This window comes from Aquibium pacificum, from assembly GCF_040839445.1.
GTDB classification, from domain to species: domain Bacteria; phylum Pseudomonadota; class Alphaproteobacteria; order Rhizobiales; family Rhizobiaceae; genus Aquibium; species Aquibium pacificus.
In genome coordinates this window covers 1,121,957-1,138,187 of sequence record NZ_JBDPGJ010000001.1, presented here as the reverse complement: position 1 = coordinate 1,138,187, position 16,231 = coordinate 1,121,957, and the positions used below count along the sequence as shown (strand labels likewise).

Genomic DNA, 16,231 nt, shown 5'->3' with positions numbered 1-16,231 from the left:
GCGGTTGACGACAGCCGCCGCCCTCCCCCTCAGCCGCCGATCTGGCGCTTCACCTTGGCACAGTAGGCCGCGGATACGCGGTTCATCCGCTTGGCGCCATGGCCGGCATTGTAGCGCAGGATCGTCCCGCAGGTGTCTCCGCCGCCGAGCTGATGCGCCTTGGCCAGGTATTTCATGCCGTACCGTATGTTGGTGTCGGGATCGTAGAGACCCTTCGCGGAGCCGGTATAGCCCATCATCCTCGCCGTCGTCGGCTTGATCTGCATCAGGCCGATCTCCCCGGCACTGCCGCGGACGTCCGGCCGGAAGTTGCTCTCAACACCGACCACCGCAGTCGCCAGCGCCACGGGCACGCCATAGGCCGACGCATAGCTGGAAATGATCGTCGAATACTGGTTCTTGACGACCTTGACGTCCGTCTTCGCGCTGCCGGCGACAACTGCCTCCGAAGTAGCGGCTTCGCGCGCCACAGCCACCAGCGCTGGCCGGCCGCGATCGATGGAAGCGGTCGTCATGTTGTCGACGGCCGGAGCCGGCGCCTCGGCATCTCCGCCGTTGTCTTCTCCGCCGCTTTCCTTCAGCGATGCGAAGGCCTCGGCCAGTTCGGTCCGGTCGAATTGTACCGGCGCTTCCTGCGCAATCGCGACGGAGTTCGTCACGCCGCACGCAAACGCCGCGGCGAGTACCAGATTTCTGTTCATTCGGGCCTTTTCTCTTCTTTCGCCCGGCCGCACCGGGCGTGTTTTCCGATTGGACCGGACAATGCCGAGGCTTCGTCCGATCGCGAACGGTCGGGCTGATGAAAGGGGAATGAGCGGCAAACATGGCCGAGGCGTTCAACTTTCGTGAACGCTCGTTACATCAAGTCCTTGAAACGACGCGAGTTTCCGTCGCGTCAGCCTGCCTGGCGCAAACCAGCTCGTGCAGCACGGCACAGGTCGCGGCATCGGCGATCCCGTCGGCGCGAGTCGACCGGAAATGGCGCTGGAACGCCTCGACCGCGACGTGCGTCGTCCGGTCGAAAACTCCGGTGATCTCGACGTCATAGCCGTAGAGGCCAAGCATCGACTGCAGCCTCTCGACCGCCTCGCCGCTCGCGCCCCAGGCGAGATACGGCCCGGAGACCGGCGGGGGCTCAGGCGGGCGAACGCCTACTCCCGCATCGGCCAGATTCGTCCAGGGAAATCTCTCTCCCGGATCGATCTTGCGGCCGGGCGCCACGTCCGAATGAGCGAGCACCCGTTCCGGCGGTATTGGGTGTCGCTCCATGATGCCGCGGCAGAGGTCGATCACCGCCGCGATCTGCGCCTCCGGAAAATCGGGATAGCCGAGGAAATGCCCGGGATTGACGATCTCGATGCCGACCGAGCGCGAATTGATATCTCTCTCGCCCTTCCATGAACTCTTGCCCGCATGCCAGGCGCGGTCGGTTTCGCGGACCATCTGGACGATGCGTCCGTCCTCGTGGACGAGATAGTGAGAGGAGACCTCGCTTTCTGGATTGCACAGCCATGCCTCGGCACCGGGGCCGCTTTCCATGCCGGTATAGTGCAGGACGATCATGTCGGGCCCGATGCCACCCGCCCTCGGGCCGAAATTGGGTGAGACTCGAATCTCCGCGCCGGGGTGATCGGCGGCGAAACCGCTCATGCCGGCACGCGACCGCGTTCGATCGTCTCGTAGGCAGTGTTGATGGCGGCGATGCGGTCGTTGGCGATGGCGACGAATTCTTCCGGAACGCCTCGCGAGACGAGCTTGTCCGGGTGATGCTCGGCGACGAGTTCGCGATACCGCCGCTTCACCTTCTCGAAGCTGGTTCCCCGTTCGATCCCGAGGATCGCGTAGGGATCGGAATCCTCCAACACCGCATGTCGCGCCAAAATCGCCCGGAAATGACTGTCGCTGATGTTGAAGATGTCGGCGATCCGGCGCAGGAATTCGACCTCCTTCTCGTGGATGAGCCCGTCGGCCTTCGCGATATGGAAAAGCCCGTCAAGGATATCCTCCAGCATCTGGCAGTCGCGCTGGCCCGACCCGCACAGATTGGCCAGCCTCTCCGCATAGGCTTCGTAGCCGGCCGTGTCGCTCATCGCGAGCCGGTAGAGACGCGTTACGTTGCGCTCTTGCTCGGGCGGCATGGAGAAGATTTCCTGGAAGGCGCGGACCTCTTCCTGCGTCACGATGCCGTCCGCCTTCGCCATCTTGGCCGAAAGGGCGATCATCGCGATGGAGAAGGCGACCTTGCGCCGAAGCTCTGGGTCGCCGGCAAACGTCGTGCGCACGGACTCGATGATCTCGGCTATTCCCGAGACGGCCCCTGCGGAGATGCGCGACGCCAGTTCGCCGATGCGAGCCCAGATAGACATGATTTCTGTCTAGTTCGGTTCTCCGAAGATTGCGAGACCCCAGATCGCGTTCGAGCGCCTATCGATCGCGCGTCGCACCCCTCCCCGTCCGGCATGAAAAAAGCCGGTCGAAACCGGCTTTCTTCAGTCGTTGCGGATCGAAACGGAGTTACTGGGCCGCAGGAGCCTGCTCACCCTCTTCCGCATTGGCATCGGGATCGATGCTCTGCGTGGTCGTGTCATCGGTCGGCACGTCCGTCGCAGCCGCATCGTCGTCCGGCACGATGATCACGTCGGCATCGCTTTCGCCCTGGATGCTCTGCGTCGTGGTGTCGTCGGTCGGGGCGGTTTCGGTTTCCGGAACCACCGCGGTATCCGGGGTTGCGGGCTCGGACTGCTCGGTCTGGATGCTTTCGGTGGTTGTCGTGTCGGTATCGCTGCACGCGGCGAGACCCAGCAACGCGATGGACGAGACGGAAGCGAGGATGATCTTCTTCATGTCGGTTCTCTCCTTGAAGAGGCGCACGAGATAGCGCGCCGTCGGACAAGGAATGCCCTGCCCCCCAGGCAGGTTTCGTCAAATAGATCTGCGCACGGTAACAATAAGTCAGCGACGGGCGGCTGCTGGCCCTGCCTTCACATGCTCGCGGCGCTTCGCGACGCCTGATCGTATTGGCCCGAGAGCGTGCGCATCAGCGCCGCGATCCGGCTGATTTCCTCGTCCTCGAAGCGGAGGCCCTCGACGCTGCCGACGAGCAGCGCCTCGCGGACCTCCCGGTACCGCGCGCAAGCCTCCGCCCCTTCCTTCGTGACCTTGACAGTTTTTTCCTTCCCGCGCCGGCCAGTCTCGAGCAGCCCCGCGCCTTCGAGCTTCTTCAGGGCGTAGGAGACCACGTGCGTGTCCTCTATGTTGAGCATCATGCAGAGGTCCGAGAGCGTCTTCTCCCGGCCGCGATGGTTGGTGGAATGCAGGATCTGGACGTCGAGCGGTCCGAGACCTGAGACGCCGGCAGCGCCCATGCAGCGCACCATCCATCGTTGGAAGGCGTTGTTGAGGATGGTCATCGCGAACTCCATCTCCGACAGCGACGGCATGGCGCCATCCGCCAGGTGCGCCGCCGAAACGACCGGTCCCAAGGCCCTTTTTCCGCTCGACATACGCTCCCCCTTCGTCGACGAAACGTCGATAAAATGTTGACGATTTGCACTTGATTGACTTATAGCCCGGACACGGGAAATCTCCAACCATGATCGCGGGGGAACGGCCTATGGACGGGAAATGGGATTTCTGGGTCGACCGCGGCGGCACTTTCACCGACATCATCGGCCGCGATCCGAAAGGCAACCTCCACCCCCGCAAGCTGCTTTCGGAGAACCCCGAAGCCTATCGCGACGCGGCCGTGCAGGGAATCCGCGACCTGCTTGGCGTTGAGCCCGGCGAGCCCGTCCCTTCGCACCGCATCGGCGACGTGAAGATGGGCACCACGGTGGCGACCAACGCGCTGCTCGAGCGCAAGGGCGACCGGGTCCTGCTCCTTATCACCAAGGGGTTTCGCGATGCGTTGAAGATCGCCTACCAGGCGCGGCCCGACATCTTCGCAAAGGAGATTATCCTCCCCGAGCAGCTGTACGAGCGGGTGATCGAGGTCGAGGAGCGCGTGCGCGCCGACGGCTCGGTCGAGACCATGCCGAAGCTCGACGAGGTGAAGCCGCTCATCGAACAGGCCCGCGCCGACGGCATCGAGGCGGTGGCCGTCGTCTTCATGCATTCATGGATCTACCCAGACCACGAGCTGATGGCGGCGAGCCTCTGCCACCATGCCGGCTTCACCCAGATATCCGTCAGCCACCAGATCTCGCCGCTGATCAAGCTGGTGGGGCGCGGAGACACGACGGTGGTCGACGCCTACCTCTCGCCGATCCTGTCGCGGTATGTGAACCGGGTGGCGGCGGAACTGGGGGCGGAGCCTTCGCTTTCCTCCACTCCTGAGGGGGAGGGAAACAGCGGTTCACCCAACCTCATGTTCATGATGTCCTCCGGCGGGCTGACCGCCGCCGACCTCTTCCAGGGCAAGGACGCGCTGCTCTCCGGACCGGCGGGCGGCGTGGTCGGCATGGTCGAGACGGCGCGGCTTGCCGGCTTCGAGCAGGTGATCGGCTTCGACATGGGCGGCACCTCGACCGACGTGGCCCATTACGACGGCGAATACGAGCGCGCCTTCGACACGGAGGTCGCGGGCGTGCGCGTACGAGCGCCGATGATGCGCATCCACACGGTGGCGGCCGGCGGCGGCTCGGTGCTGCATTACGAAGACGGCCGCTTCCAGGCCGGCCCCGACTCGGCGGGCGCCAACCCCGGACCCGCCTGCTACCGCCGCGGCGGGCCGCTCGCCGTCACCGACGCCAACGTGATGCTGGGCAAGCTGCAGCCGGAGTTCTTCCCGGCGATCTTCGGTCCCGACCAGGACCAGCCGCTCGACCGCGAGGTGGTTCGGAGGAAGTTCGAGGAGATGGCGCGGGCGATCGGCGACGGCCGCTCGCCGGAAGCGGTCGCCGAGGGCTTCATCACCATCGCGGTGGAGAACATGGCCAACGCCATCAAGAAGATCTCCGTCCAGCGCGGATACGACGTGACGGAGTACCTGCTCAACTGCTTTGGCGGGGCCGGCGGCCAGCACGCCTGCCTGGTGGCCGACGCGCTCGGCATGGAAGCCGTGCTCGTCCACCCCTTCTCCGGCCTTTTGTCGGCCTACGGCATCGGCCTCGCCGCGATCTACGCCTCGCGCCAGCAGGCGCTGCTGAAGCCGCTGGCCGACGACACGCTGGACGAGATCCGGCTGCTCACCGAAAGCCTGCGCAAGGCGGTCTTCGAGGAACTGCGCAGCCAGGGCATCGCCGACGAGGAGATTTCCTGGCGGCCCGTGCTGCAGGTCCGCTACGACGGCACCGACACGCCGCTTCCCGTCGATTTCGAGAGCTTCTCGGTACCCGACGCGAAGAAGGCCTTCGAGGCCGCGCACAAGGCGCAGTTCGGCTTCGTTTACGAGAACAAGACCATGATCGTCGAGGCCATCAGCGTCGAGGGCATCGACATGCGCGATTCCGGCCGCGACGAAGTCGAGCAACCGGTGATGGATAGGGCGGCCGAGACCGCCGAGACGCGGGAGATCTTCTACGAAGGCGCCTGGCGCGAGGCCGGAATCTTCCGGCGCGAGGACCTTGCCCCCGGCACGCGGGTTGCCGGCCCCGCACTCGTTATCGAGCGCCACCAGACCATCGTCGTCGAACCCGGCTGGCAGGCGGAGATCACCGCCAGGGACCACGTGCTATTGCGCCGCGTCGAGCGCAAGGCGCGCCAGGCGGCGCTCGGCACCGAAGCCGATCCGGTCATGCTGGAAGTCTTCAACAACCTCTTCATGTCGATCGCCGAGCAGATGGGCGTGACGCTGCAGAACACCGCCTATTCGGTCAACATCAAGGAGCGGCTAGATTTCTCCTGCGCGGTCTTCGACGCCGACGGCGCGCTGGTCGCCAACGCCCCGCACATGCCGGTGCACCTGGGTTCCATGGATCGCTCCGTCGAGACGATCATCCGCCTGAACGAGGGCGATATCCATCCCGGCGATGTCTTTGCGCTCAACGCGCCTTACAATGGCGGCACCCACCTGCCCGACATCACGGTGGTGACGCCGGTGTTCGACGATTTCGGCAAATCGATCCTCTTCTGGGCCGCCTCGCGCGGCCACCATGCCGACGTGGGCGGCACCGCGCCGGGCTCCATGACGCCGCTCGCCACGACCGTCGACGAGGAAGGCGTGCTGTTCGACAATTTCCGCCTCGTCGAACGCGGCCGCTTCCGCGAGGCCGAACTCCACGAGCTTCTCACCGATCACCCCTACCCTGCGCGCAACCCGCACCAGAACATCGCCGACCTCAAGGCGCAGATCGCCGCCAACGAAAAGGGTGTGGCCGAACTGCGCAAGATGGTCGCGCATTTCGGGCTCGACGTGGTCGAGGCCTACATGGGCCACGTGCAGGACAACGCCGCCGAGAGCGTGCGCCGGGTGCTGGAACGCCTGCCCGACGCCTCCGAATGCGAATACCCGACCGACACCGGCCAGGTGATCAGGGTGCGGATCACGGTGGACCGCGCAAAACGTTCGGCGAAGGTGGACTTCACCGGTACCTCGCCGGTGATGAAGAACAATTTCAACGCGCCCGAGCCGGTCGCGCGCGCGGCGGTGCTCTACGCCTTCCGCGTCATGGTCGAGGGCCAGATCCCGATGAACGCCGGGTGCCTGAGGCCGATCGAGATCGTCATCCCCGACGGCTGCATGCTGCGGCCCACCTATCCGGCCGCAGTGGTGGCCGGAAACGTCGAGACATCGCAGCACGTCACCAACGCGCTGTTCGCTGCTCTCGGGGCGCTGGCCAACAGCCAGGGCACGATGAACAATCTCACCTTCGGCAACGCGACCTATCAATACTACGAGACGATCTGCTCCGGGTCGCCCGCCGGGCGCATGAACGACGGACGCGGCTTCCCCGGCACCTCCGGCGTTCACGTCCACATGACGAACTCGCGCCTTACGGACCCGGAAATCCTGGAACTGCGCTTCCCCGTGATGCTCGAGGACTTCCACATCCGCGAAGGCTCGGGCGGCACGGGCAGGTGGCACGCCGGCGACGGCACCCGCCGCACCATCCGCTTCCTCGAAACCATGGAATGCGCCATCCTCTCCTCCCACCGCGGCCACCCCCCGCGCGGGCTCGATGGAGGCAGCGACGGCGAGGTCGGGAAGACCGAGGTGCGGCGAAAGAATGGCACGGTCGAGACCCTGAAGGCCTGCGACCAGACGGTGATTGAGGCCGGCGAAGCGGTTATCGTGACGACGCCGACGGCGGGAGGATTCGGGCGCGGTTGAAAATCAGCCCGCGTCATCTGGAACGTCTCGACCTCTGCGATCTTTGGTGCGCAAGAAAAGCAAATGTTGGAGATGACGCGTGCCGGACAAGCAGACCCCCGCCCCCGCCGAAACCATCTCCATCCGCCGCCTCTCCTACCCGCGCGGCGACCACGTTCCCAACAATGACCGCTTCCCCGCCGTGCTCGCCAGGAACGCGCTCGGCGGCGCGCGGGATGATGCAGTGGTGCGCCGGCTGATGGAGGGGAACCGCTGGGCCGGCACGTGGACGTGGCGGGTGTTCGACTATCATCATTTCCATCCCGACTGCTTCGAGGCGCTGGCGGTGGCGCGCGGATCGGCGCGGCTGATGCTGGGCGGCCCGCAAGGGGAGGAAGTCGAGGTGAAGGCTGGCGACGTGGCAATCCTGCCGCCGGGCTTCGGGCACTGCCAGCTTTCGCCAAGCGGCGACTTCGCCATCTGCGGCGCCTACCCACCCGGACAGGAGGACTATTCGGTGATCCGCGCCGAAGAGGGTTACGACGACGCCATGCTGCGGCAGATCGCAGGCGTTCCCGTACCCGAAAGCGATCCGGTATGGGGCGGTGCCGGGCCGCTGCTGACGGCGCTGCGCCACGGTTGACGCGCGGCCTCGCGGCTTCTCTTGTTGCACTGCAACATGTCAGCGGCTAGACCGGATTCATGATCGTCTTCACCGATCTCGACGGCACGCTGCTGGACCATGAGACCTATCGTTTCGATGCAGCCCTGCCCGCCCTCGAGGCGCTCACTGCGCGCGGCGTTCCGCTCGTGCTGGCGACGAGCAAGACGGCGGCCGAGATCGGGCCGATCCGCCAGGCGCTCGGCTGCGACGTGCCGGCCATCGTGGAGAACGGCGGCGGCATCGTTTGGGCGGGCGACGCGGCAGTCGCCTCCCTCGACGACTATTCCGACATCCGCGCGACGCTCGACGCACTGCCCCCGCGCCTTCGTGCGATGTTCCGAGGCTTCGGCGACATGGACGAAGCGGGAATCGCCTCGCTGACCGGCCTTTCCGAAGAACAGGCCGGCCGCGCCCGCCAGCGCCGCCACTCGGAGCCGGGCCTGTTCTCCGGAACGTCCACCGAACACGACAAATTCCTCGCCTGCCTCGAAGAACACGGCCTGAGAGCCGTGCAGGGCGGCCGCTTCCTCACCGTGGGTCGCGACACGTCCAAGTCGCGGCGCATGCAGGAGGTCCGCACGGAACTGGAGCGCCGGCTTGGCCGCCCTCTCGCGCCGGTGGTCGCGCTCGGCGACGCCGAGAACGACCGCGAGATGATCGAAGCGGCCGACATCGGCGTCGTTGTCGCCAACCCCGCGCACGCGCCCCTGCCCCCGCTTGCCGGCGAGGCGGAGGGGCGCATCCGCCGCACCACGCTGCCCGGCCCGGCGGGCTGGAACGCCGCGGTGCTAGGCATCCTCGGGGAATACGCGCCGCCAGCGCATGGAGGAGCTTCAGGATGAGCGATTTCCACCAGACCAGCGCGGTGACGACGCTGCACAACCTGACCCGGCGGACGGTGGAGGAACTCGAAGGCGACCTCCTCGCGTTCTCGCGCAACCGGCCGATCACGCTGATCCTGCCGTCGCTGTTCTCCGAACTCGAAGGCGACGCACTGCCGGCAATTCTGACCGAACTCGCGCGCGTCCCCTACCTGACGCAGATCATCATCGGCCTCGACCGCGCCGACCGGCTCCAGTTCGAGCACGCGCGCGAGTTCTTCTCGGTCCTGCCGCAGAACCACCGCATCCTGTGGAATGATGGACCGCGCCTGCGGGCCGTGGATGATCGCCTGGCCGAGGCCGGACTGGCCCCGAGCGAGCCCGGCAAGGGGCGCAACGTATGGTATTGCCTCGGCTACGCGCTCGCCGCGCAGCAGACGGATGTCGTCGCCATCCACGACTGCGACATCACCACCTATTCGCGCGACCTGCTCGCCCGGCTGGTCTATCCGGTCGCCAACCCGTCGTTCCGTTACGTTTTTTCCAAAGGCTACTATTCGCGCATAGCCGGGGGCACGATCAACGGCCGCGTCAGCCGCCTGCTGGTCACGCCGCTCCTCCAGGCGCTCGCAATGACGGTCGGCCCGCACAGCTACATCGATTACCTGTCGGCTTTCCGCTATCCGCTGTCGGGCGAATTCGCCATGCGCGTCGGCGTCGTGCCCGACATCCGCATCCCCACCGACTGGGGACTGGAGATCGGCGTGCTCTCCGAACTGCGCCGCAACGCCTCCACCCGCGCCATCTGCCAGGTCGACATCGCCGACGTCTACGACCACAAGCACCAGGACCTGTCGCAGGACGACCCGCAGAAGGGCCTGTCGCGGATGGCGACGGACATCACCAAGGCCATTTTCCGCAAGCTGGCCACAGAGGGCGTCATCTTCTCCGCCGGCACCTTGCGCAGCGTGAAAGCCACCTATTTCCGCATCGCGCTGGACCTGATCGAAAGCTATCACGCGGACGCTGTGATGAACGGCCTGTCGCTCGACCGCCACAAGGAGGAGCAGGCGGTGGAACTTTTCGCCAGGAACATCACCGCGGCCGGCGAGATCTTCCTGGAGAACCCAAGCGAGACGCCCTTCATCCCCAACTGGCGACGCGTTAACGCCGCCTTCCCCGGCATCCTGTCCGACCTCGCGGCTGCGGTGGAAAAGGATGCGCGCGGCGAGGACTGATGCCTATCTCGCCCGCATGGCGCGCTTCGGGCGGTTGGTTAGCCAGACGCACTGGTAGGGGTCGAGCGTCAGCTCCGGTACGTCGATGCGGCGACCGGTGATGAGGTCGGTCCAGTCTTCCCCGGCGATGAGGTTGAGGCTGACGAGCGACAACCGTTGTGGCTCCGCCGTCACGTTGGCGATCGCGAAGATCGACTGCTCCCGGTCGAGGCTCTGGCGCCACAGGCCGAACAGCGCCGGGCCGAGCTGCAACGTGTACTGCGTGGCGTTGGGATGGAACGCCGGCTGCCCCGCCCGTATGCGGATGCGGCGCAGCACCTCCTTCAGCACCCGAGCCTGATCCGTGGACGCGTCGGCGAGCCGCTCCTCCAGCTCCGGATAGTTCCACTGGTGGCGGTTGATCGAGCGGTTGTGGCCCATCCTGGCGACCCGCTCGTGGTCGTTGGGGGTGGCGAGCAGGCTGTGGATGTAGAAGGCGGGAATGCCTTCCAGCGCCATCATCACGGTCTGCGAGCACACGAAGCGTTCGAACTGCATCCCGTCCTCGCCGGCCGCGGCCGTCCCTTTGAGCGTGTCGAACAGCGACACGTTGATCTCGTAGGGCCGCTGCGACCCGTCGGCCATCCCGCGCATGGAGACCAGCCCGCCGAAGCCGCGGATGGTCTCGATCATCGAGGCGATCGCCTCGTCGTCCAGATAGCCCTCCGCCGGCCGCAGCCCGATGCCGTCGTGCGAGGCGAGGAAGTTGAAGAAGAAGCAGCCCATCGGCGCCGGCGGCATGCGCATCTGCCAGCGATTCAGCAGCGTCGAATCGCCGGTCAGCAGCGCGTGCACCATCAGCGGCGGGAAGGAGAAATTGTAGACCGCGTGCGCCTCGTTACGGTTCCCGAAATAGGAGAGGTTCTCGAAATTCGGCACGTTCGTCTCGGTAATCAGCACCAGCGGTTCATGCGCGTAGTCGGCGAGCGTGCGCATCAGGCGCACGATCTCGTGCGTCTTTGGATGATGAATGCAAGAGGTGCCGATCTCCTTCCAGACGAAGGCGACGGCATCGAGCCGGATCGTGCGCACGCCGTTGTCGATGTGAAAGCGCATGATCCGGATGAACTCCAGGAGCAGGTCCGGATTGGCGAAATTCACATCCACCTGGTCGTGGCTGAAGGTGCACCAGACGTGCTTTTCGCCCGATGGCGTCTCGACCGCCCGAAGAAGCGGATGCGGGCGCGGGCGAACGACGGCGGAAAGGTCGGTCGCCGGATCGACGTCGATGAAGTAGCCGCTGCCCGGCTCCTGGTCCTGCAGGAACTGAGTGAACCAGGCGCTGGAACTGGATACGTGATTGAGCACGAGATCGGCCATGAGCCGGTAGTCGGCGCCGAGACGCGCCAGATGATCCCAAGATCCGAGGTCTGAATTGACCTTGGTGTAGTCGACCACCGAGAACCCGTCGTCCGACGTCCAGGGGAAGAACGGCAGCACGTGCACCGAGCTGATCGCGCCGCGCAGATGCACCTTCAGGAAATCGTGCAGCAGCGTCAGTGGAGGGTGTTCGCCGTCGATCAGCGAGTTGCCGTAGGTGATCAGCACCGCGTCGCGCTCGCTCCAGGGCGGAGCGCTCGCACGCCGCGCCGTCGGCCGCATCCGGGCGCCGCTTCCGGCGGGCCAGAAGGCCTCGATCACCTGCGCGGTGAGGTCCTCGGGACTTCGCTCGGGATAGATGAAGCGCAGATGCGCCTCAAGTTTGCGTTCGAGCAGCGGGCGCGACGGGAGCGGGCGAGAAGCGGAACCGGCCATGCTCTGATTTCAGCCTATCGCAGTGCAACATGCAAGGTTGGCGGCGCCATCGGCAGCGCCGGCAAAGTGTCACCGCTTTGTCATCCCGATCGATTACCCGCTGACGAAAGCACCCACGAGCGGGATTCGCCACCATGACAGACCTTTCCGCGGACATCGGCCTTTCCGGACGCAGCCATATCAAGAGGGCCGTCTATCAGAACAGGGCCCTTTCCAGGGAAGGTCTCCTGGAGCGCCTCTTCGCCCTCCTCTTCACCGGCCTCGTCTACCCGCAGATATGGGAGGACCCGGAGGTCGACATGGAGGCCATGCAGCTCGGCGAAGGCCACCGCGTGGTCACGATCGCCTCCGGCGGCTGCAACGTGCTCTCCTATCTCACGCGCTCGCCGGCCCGCATCGACGCCGTCGACCTGAACACCGCGCATGTCGCGCTGAACCGCCTGAAGCTGGCGGCGCTGAGGCACCTTCCCTCCCAGGGCGACTTCTTCCGCTTCTTCGGCGCCGCCGGCAACGCCCACAACCTGATGGCCTACGACCGTTTCCTGGCGCCGCATCTTGACGCGTCCACCCGCCGCTACTGGGAGATGCGCGATCTACGCGGGCGCAGGCGCATCTCGGTCTTCGGGCGGGATTTCTATCGCACCGGCCTGCTCGGCTGGTGCATCGGCGCAGGGCATCTCGCCGCCAGGCTGCACGGCGTCAACCCGGCCGAGATCCTGGAGGCGAATGATCTGCGCGCGCAGCGCATCTTCTTCGCCGAACAGCTCGGTACGCTGTTCGACAGGCGCTTCATCCGCTGGGCGACGTCGAAGAAGGCCTCGCTGTTCGGCCTCGGCATCCCGCCGGCGCAGTATGACGCGCTCGCGGGAGACATGACGATGGCCGACGTCCTGCGCGAGCGCGTGCGCAAGCTCGCCTGCGACTTCCCGCTGAATTCCAACTACTTCGCCTGGCAGGCTTTCGCGCGGCGCTATCCGCAGCCCGGCGAGGCGGCGCTCCCGCCCTATCTCGCCGCGGAAAATTTCACCACGATCCGCGCCAACGCGGATCGCGTGACGGTGCATCACGTCAATTTCGTCGAACTGCTCGCGCGCAAGCCCGAAGCGTCGGTCGACCGCTACGTGCTACTGGACGCGCAGGACTGGATGACCGACGCGCAGCTCGAGGCGCTCTGGAGCGAGATCACCCGCACCGCAGCCCCCGGCGCGCGCGTGATCTTCCGTACGGCCGCCGCGCCAAGCCTGCTGCCTGGACGGGTCTCAGACGCGATCCTGTCGCAATGGCGCTACGAGGAGGAGGCTTCGGCGGAGTTTTCGGCGCGCGACCGCTCGGCCATCTATGGCGGCTTCCATCTCTACTTGAAGCGGGACTAGCGCGGTGAGCGGCTCCGCCTCGAAACGCCTGGAGAATCATGCCGAGCTGATGGACGGGGTCTACCGGGTCCAGCGCCATTTCTACGACGCGACCCGCAAATACTACCTGCTCGGCCGCGACCGCATGATCGCCGGTCTCGACGTGCCGCCGGGAGGGACCGTGCTCGAACTCGGCTGCGGCACCGGCCGCAACATCGTGCTGGCCGCGCGGCACTACCCGCAGGCGCGCTATTTCGGTCTCGACATCTCGGCCGAGATGCTGATCTCGGCCCGCAAGGCCGTCGAGCGCGAGGGCATATCGGGGAAGGTCGTCCTGGAGCGCGGCGACGCGACGGCCTTCGACGCGCAGGCTTTGTTCGGGAGAGCCTCCTTTGACCGCGTCTTCGTCTCCTACGCGCTGTCGATGATCCCCGGCTGGGAAAAGACGATCGCCCTCGGCCTGGAAGCGCTGGCATCCGGCGGCTCGCTCCACGTCGTCGACTTCGGAGGCCAGGACCGCCTTCCCGGCTGGTTCCGCGGCGGCCTGCGCGCGTGGCTCACCAAATTCCACGTCGCCCCGCGTGACGAACTGCGCGAACTGCTTGAATCGGAAGCGCAAAGGACCGGCGCAAGCCTCGAATTCGAATCGCTTTTCCGAGGCTATGCCGTCCACGCGGTGATGCGGCGCTGACCGTTACTCCACCGCTTCTACGAGCGCCTGCACCAGAGCCTGCGGCTTGTAGCCCAGCTTCGAGGGTGTCAGTCCCAGCCGCACCACGACCAGGTTCTGCGACGGGATCATGGTGATGGTCTGTCCATCGTGGCCGATCGCCCAGAAGGCATCGTCGGGCAGCGTGAAGCCGGCATCGGACTCCTCGCCCTCAGGCGTCCCGCCGCGCGGCCCGTGCAGCCAGAGCTGCCCCTGCCCGTATTCGCCGTCGGAGGCAGGGACAGGCCGTCGCATCCAGTCGACGAAGCCGCCGGGCAGGATCTGGCGGCCGTCCCACTCCCCGTCCCCCAGCAGGAACTGGCCGAACCTCGCCCAGTCGCGGGCGCTGGCGTAGAGATAGGACGAGCCGACGAACGTGCCCGACGCGTCCACCTCAAGCACCGCGCTTTCCATGCCGAGCGGATCGAAGAGCGCCTCGCGCGGATAGTCCAGCGCATTTTGCGGTTCCCCGATCGCGTCCTGCCAGATGCGCGAGATCATAACCGCCGTGCCGCTGGAATAGTTGAACGCCGCTCCCGGCTCAGCCGTCAGCGGCTTCGACGCGGCGAATGCGGCCATGTCGGGTTCGAGATAGAGCATACGCGTCACGTCGGTGACGTCGCCGTAGTCCTCGTTGAACTCCAGCCCGCTCGCCATGCCGAGCATGTCGGCGAGGCTGATCGCGGCGCGCTCGTCGTCCCAGCGCTCGAAGAGTTCCTGCTGGTCGGTCGCGAGCAGCCCTTCCTGCACCAGCGTGCCGACGATCGCCGCGTTCACCGTCTTGGTCATCGACCAGCCGAGAAGCGGCGTGGCGGCCGAGAAGCCCTCGCCGTAGCGCTCGCCCACGATGCGCCCGTCATGCACGACAACGACCGCTCGCATGCCGGGCCCCGTGAGTTCGGCGTCGTCGAGGATGGCGGCGATCTTGGTATCGGTGGAGGGTTCCACCAGGTCGCCCTGAGGCCAGGGCGACTGCCGCGCCGTTACCGAGCCGGGCGTGGCCGAGATGGCTTCGATAACCGAACCGGCCGGAACGCTGGCGCAGCCCAGCCCCGCGCGATCGATCGCCCTGCTCTCGCCGAAGATGCCGAGAAGCGCGGCCGAGACCACGCCTTCGGACACGTCGACGTCGACGTCGATATATCCAAGCAACCAATGCCCCGGCGCCTGCACGTCGACGGCGAGCACCTGCTCCGGATCGCGCCCGGCGATGAAGACGCTCGAACACACGATCTTGGCCGTGTAGCCCGTGCCGACGCGGATCAGATCCGGCGGGGCGAAATAGAGCCAGCCGGCAGCCGCCACCACCGCGAGCACCACGAGGATGACCAGCCACTTCAGGATGCCGATGACGATACGCATTTGAACCTGGCCGCCCCTGCCCTATTGTTGCGCTGCGGTCTTCAAATCGCCGCCATTGCCCATTTTCGGTGTGGCGGACTTTCGGGCGGAAGCCGGGGAAATGCAACCGCCAAGCGCGGGCGACCGGATGCCGGTGCGTGACTTGCGGTGACCGGCTGTTAACCGTTCGTTTTCCATGCTCTCCCTCCGGTCGAAGGCGATTCGGGGCAACGAGGCGGAGGCAGAAGAATGCGCCGATGGGCGGCAGTAGCACTTGCCCTGGTGGTTGCGGGGTGCACCTCGACGGGGCTCGATCTCGCCGAGATCGCCCCGACGTCCGCTCCTGGCGACATCGTGCTCAACCCGCGATACGGCGACCGCGATCCGCATGACTGGGGCGCTCGGACGCCGACGAGCTATCCGGTGCACGGCACCGACGTCGCCAAGTACCAGACGGAAGTCGATTGGGCACAGGCCAGAGCCAGCGGCATCTCCTTCGCCTTCATCAAGGCGACCGAAGGCGGCGACCGCGTCGACGACTACTTCCATCGCAACTGGAATGCCGCAAAGGTCGCTGGCGTCGCCCGCGGCGCCTACCACTTCTATTACTTCTGCCGCCCGGCGATCGAGCAGGCGCGATGGTTCATCCAGCACGTGCCGCGCGACAAGACGGCACTTCCGCCCGTGCTCGACATGGAATGGAACCACCTGTCGCCGAGTTGCAAGCTGCGGCCGCCGGCCGCGACCGTGCAGGCCGAGATGAAGGTGTTCCTCGACGCCGTCGAGAAGCACTACGGCAAGAAGCCGATCATCTACACCTCGATCGATTTCTGGGAGGACAACCGGCTCTGGGAGTTCAAGGGCTATCCCTGGTGGCTGCGCTCGGTCGCCGGGCATCCGGACACGAAATACGGGAAGCAGTCCTTCCTGTTCTGGCAGTACACAGGCACCGGCATCGTTCCCGGCATCCGCGGTGACGCCGACATCAACGTCTTCAACGGCAGCGCCGCTTCCTGGCGCAAATGGCTGAAGGCCAACGCGAGCTGACGTCCGGCGGCGTCAT

General features: G+C 66.0%; 14 protein-coding genes and 1 pseudogene. 7 read left to right on the top strand and 8 right to left on the bottom strand.

Annotated features, from left to right (window positions below):
• Positions 1-29 precede the first annotated feature (29 nt).
• The 5 genes and pseudogenes from ABGN05_RS05495 to ABGN05_RS05475 all read right to left on the bottom strand — a co-directional run.
• Positions 30-392 (bottom strand): annotated as a pseudogene (locus ABGN05_RS05495) (lytic transglycosylase domain-containing protein); the annotation flags it as partial.
• A 469-nt stretch (positions 393-861) separates the two neighbouring features.
• On the bottom strand, positions 862-1,650 hold the full coding sequence (locus tag ABGN05_RS05490) for a peptidoglycan recognition protein family protein (protein ID WP_367952963.1): 789 nt from the start codon (positions 1,648-1,650) through the stop codon (positions 862-864).
• Positions 1,647-2,366: a TerB family tellurite resistance protein gene (locus tag ABGN05_RS05485; RefSeq protein ID WP_367952962.1), complete on the bottom strand. Its 720-nt coding sequence runs from the start codon at positions 2,364-2,366 to the stop codon at positions 1,647-1,649. Before ABGN05_RS05485 ends, ABGN05_RS05490 begins: the two co-directional genes overlap by 4 nt.
• A 148-nt stretch (positions 2,367-2,514) precedes the next feature.
• A complete protein-coding gene (locus ABGN05_RS05480) occupies positions 2,515-2,844 on the bottom strand; it encodes a hypothetical protein (RefSeq protein ID WP_367953167.1) in 330 nt (109 codons plus the stop codon).
• Between the two features lie 137 nt (positions 2,845-2,981).
• Complete coding sequence (locus ABGN05_RS05475; protein ID WP_367952961.1) at positions 2,982-3,503, bottom strand: winged helix DNA-binding protein; 522 nt, start codon at positions 3,501-3,503, stop codon at positions 2,982-2,984.
• Positions 3,504-3,613: 110 nt separating this feature from the next.
• Here ABGN05_RS05475 and ABGN05_RS05470 point away from each other — a divergent pair, with 110 nt between their 5' ends.
• The 4 genes from ABGN05_RS05470 (at position 3,614) to ABGN05_RS05455 (ending at position 9,972) form a co-directional block, all read left to right on the top strand.
• A complete protein-coding gene (locus ABGN05_RS05470) occupies positions 3,614-7,270 on the top strand; it encodes a hydantoinase B/oxoprolinase family protein (protein WP_367952960.1) in 3,657 nt (1,218 codons plus the stop codon).
• Between the two features lie 79 nt (positions 7,271-7,349).
• Complete coding sequence (locus tag ABGN05_RS05465; protein ID WP_367952959.1) at positions 7,350-7,892, top strand: cupin domain-containing protein; 543 nt, start codon at positions 7,350-7,352, stop codon at positions 7,890-7,892.
• 59 nt (positions 7,893-7,951) lie between these two features.
• Positions 7,952-8,755, top strand: coding sequence for an HAD-IIB family hydrolase (locus ABGN05_RS05460; RefSeq protein WP_367952958.1), 804 nt, complete (start codon positions 7,952-7,954; stop codon positions 8,753-8,755).
• A complete protein-coding gene (locus ABGN05_RS05455) occupies positions 8,752-9,972 on the top strand; it encodes a glycosyltransferase family protein (RefSeq protein WP_367952957.1) in 1,221 nt (406 codons plus the stop codon). The genes ABGN05_RS05460 and ABGN05_RS05455 overlap by 4 nt, the downstream gene beginning before the upstream one ends.
• A gap of 3 nt (positions 9,973-9,975) precedes the next feature.
• Here the strand turns inward: ABGN05_RS05455 and ABGN05_RS05450 are convergent, their stop codons facing one another.
• Positions 9,976-11,766, bottom strand: coding sequence for a sugar phosphorylase (locus ABGN05_RS05450; RefSeq protein ID WP_367952956.1), 1,791 nt, complete (start codon positions 11,764-11,766; stop codon positions 9,976-9,978).
• A gap of 134 nt (positions 11,767-11,900) precedes the next feature.
• Here ABGN05_RS05450 and ABGN05_RS05445 point away from each other — a divergent pair, with 134 nt between their 5' ends.
• Positions 11,901-13,139, top strand: a complete 1,239-nt coding sequence (locus tag ABGN05_RS05445; RefSeq protein ID WP_367952955.1) for a BtaA family protein — start codon at positions 11,901-11,903, stop codon at positions 13,137-13,139.
• 49 nt (positions 13,140-13,188) lie between these two features.
• Positions 13,189-13,809, top strand: a complete 621-nt coding sequence (locus ABGN05_RS05440) for a class I SAM-dependent methyltransferase (RefSeq protein ID WP_367953156.1) — start codon at positions 13,189-13,191, stop codon at positions 13,807-13,809.
• A 3-nt stretch (positions 13,810-13,812) separates the two neighbouring features.
• Here ABGN05_RS05440 and ABGN05_RS05435 read toward each other — a convergent pair whose 3' ends face one another.
• Positions 13,813-15,189 (bottom strand): serine hydrolase domain-containing protein, encoded by a 1,377-nt coding sequence (locus ABGN05_RS05435; protein ID WP_367952954.1) that lies wholly within the window; start codon positions 15,187-15,189, stop codon positions 13,813-13,815.
• A 21-nt stretch (positions 15,190-15,210) separates the two neighbouring features.
• A complete protein-coding gene (locus ABGN05_RS05430) occupies positions 15,211-15,366 on the bottom strand; it encodes a hypothetical protein (protein ID WP_367952953.1) in 156 nt (51 codons plus the stop codon).
• A 51-nt stretch (positions 15,367-15,417) separates the two neighbouring features.
• On the opposite strand from ABGN05_RS05430, the gene ABGN05_RS05425 reads away from it, so the two are divergent.
• Positions 15,418-16,215 carry a glycoside hydrolase family 25 protein gene (locus tag ABGN05_RS05425; RefSeq protein WP_072606128.1) on the top strand — a complete coding sequence of 266 codons (798 nt, stop codon included), beginning with the start codon at positions 15,418-15,420 and terminating at the stop codon, positions 16,213-16,215.
• Positions 16,216-16,231: the final 16 nt, after the last annotated feature.

Coding starts and splice junctions, on each gene's coding strand:
- ABGN05_RS05460 (WP_367952958.1), top strand. CDS start 7,952: ATGATCGTCTTCACCGATCTCGACGGCACGCTGCTGGACCATGAGACC.
- ABGN05_RS05490 (WP_367952963.1), bottom strand. CDS start 1,650: ATGAGCGGTTTCGCCGCCGATCACCCCGGCGCGGAGATTCGAGTCTCA.
- ABGN05_RS05435 (WP_367952954.1), bottom strand. CDS start 15,189: ATGCGTATCGTCATCGGCATCCTGAAGTGGCTGGTCATCCTCGTGGTG.
- ABGN05_RS05475 (WP_367952961.1), bottom strand. CDS start 3,503: ATGTCGAGCGGAAAAAGGGCCTTGGGACCGGTCGTTTCGGCGGCGCAC.
- ABGN05_RS05425 (WP_072606128.1), top strand. CDS start 15,418: ATGCGCCGATGGGCGGCAGTAGCACTTGCCCTGGTGGTTGCGGGGTGC.
- ABGN05_RS05470 (WP_367952960.1), top strand. CDS start 3,614: ATGGACGGGAAATGGGATTTCTGGGTCGACCGCGGCGGCACTTTCACC.
- ABGN05_RS05480 (WP_367953167.1), bottom strand. CDS start 2,844: ATGAAGAAGATCATCCTCGCTTCCGTCTCGTCCATCGCGTTGCTGGGT.
- ABGN05_RS05430 (WP_367952953.1), bottom strand. CDS start 15,366: ATGGAAAACGAACGGTTAACAGCCGGTCACCGCAAGTCACGCACCGGC.
- ABGN05_RS05455 (WP_367952957.1), top strand. CDS start 8,752: ATGAGCGATTTCCACCAGACCAGCGCGGTGACGACGCTGCACAACCTG.
- ABGN05_RS05445 (WP_367952955.1), top strand. CDS start 11,901: ATGACAGACCTTTCCGCGGACATCGGCCTTTCCGGACGCAGCCATATC.
- ABGN05_RS05440 (WP_367953156.1), top strand. CDS start 13,189: ATGGACGGGGTCTACCGGGTCCAGCGCCATTTCTACGACGCGACCCGC.
- ABGN05_RS05485 (WP_367952962.1), bottom strand. CDS start 2,366: ATGTCTATCTGGGCTCGCATCGGCGAACTGGCGTCGCGCATCTCCGCA.
- ABGN05_RS05450 (WP_367952956.1), bottom strand. CDS start 11,766: ATGGCCGGTTCCGCTTCTCGCCCGCTCCCGTCGCGCCCGCTGCTCGAA.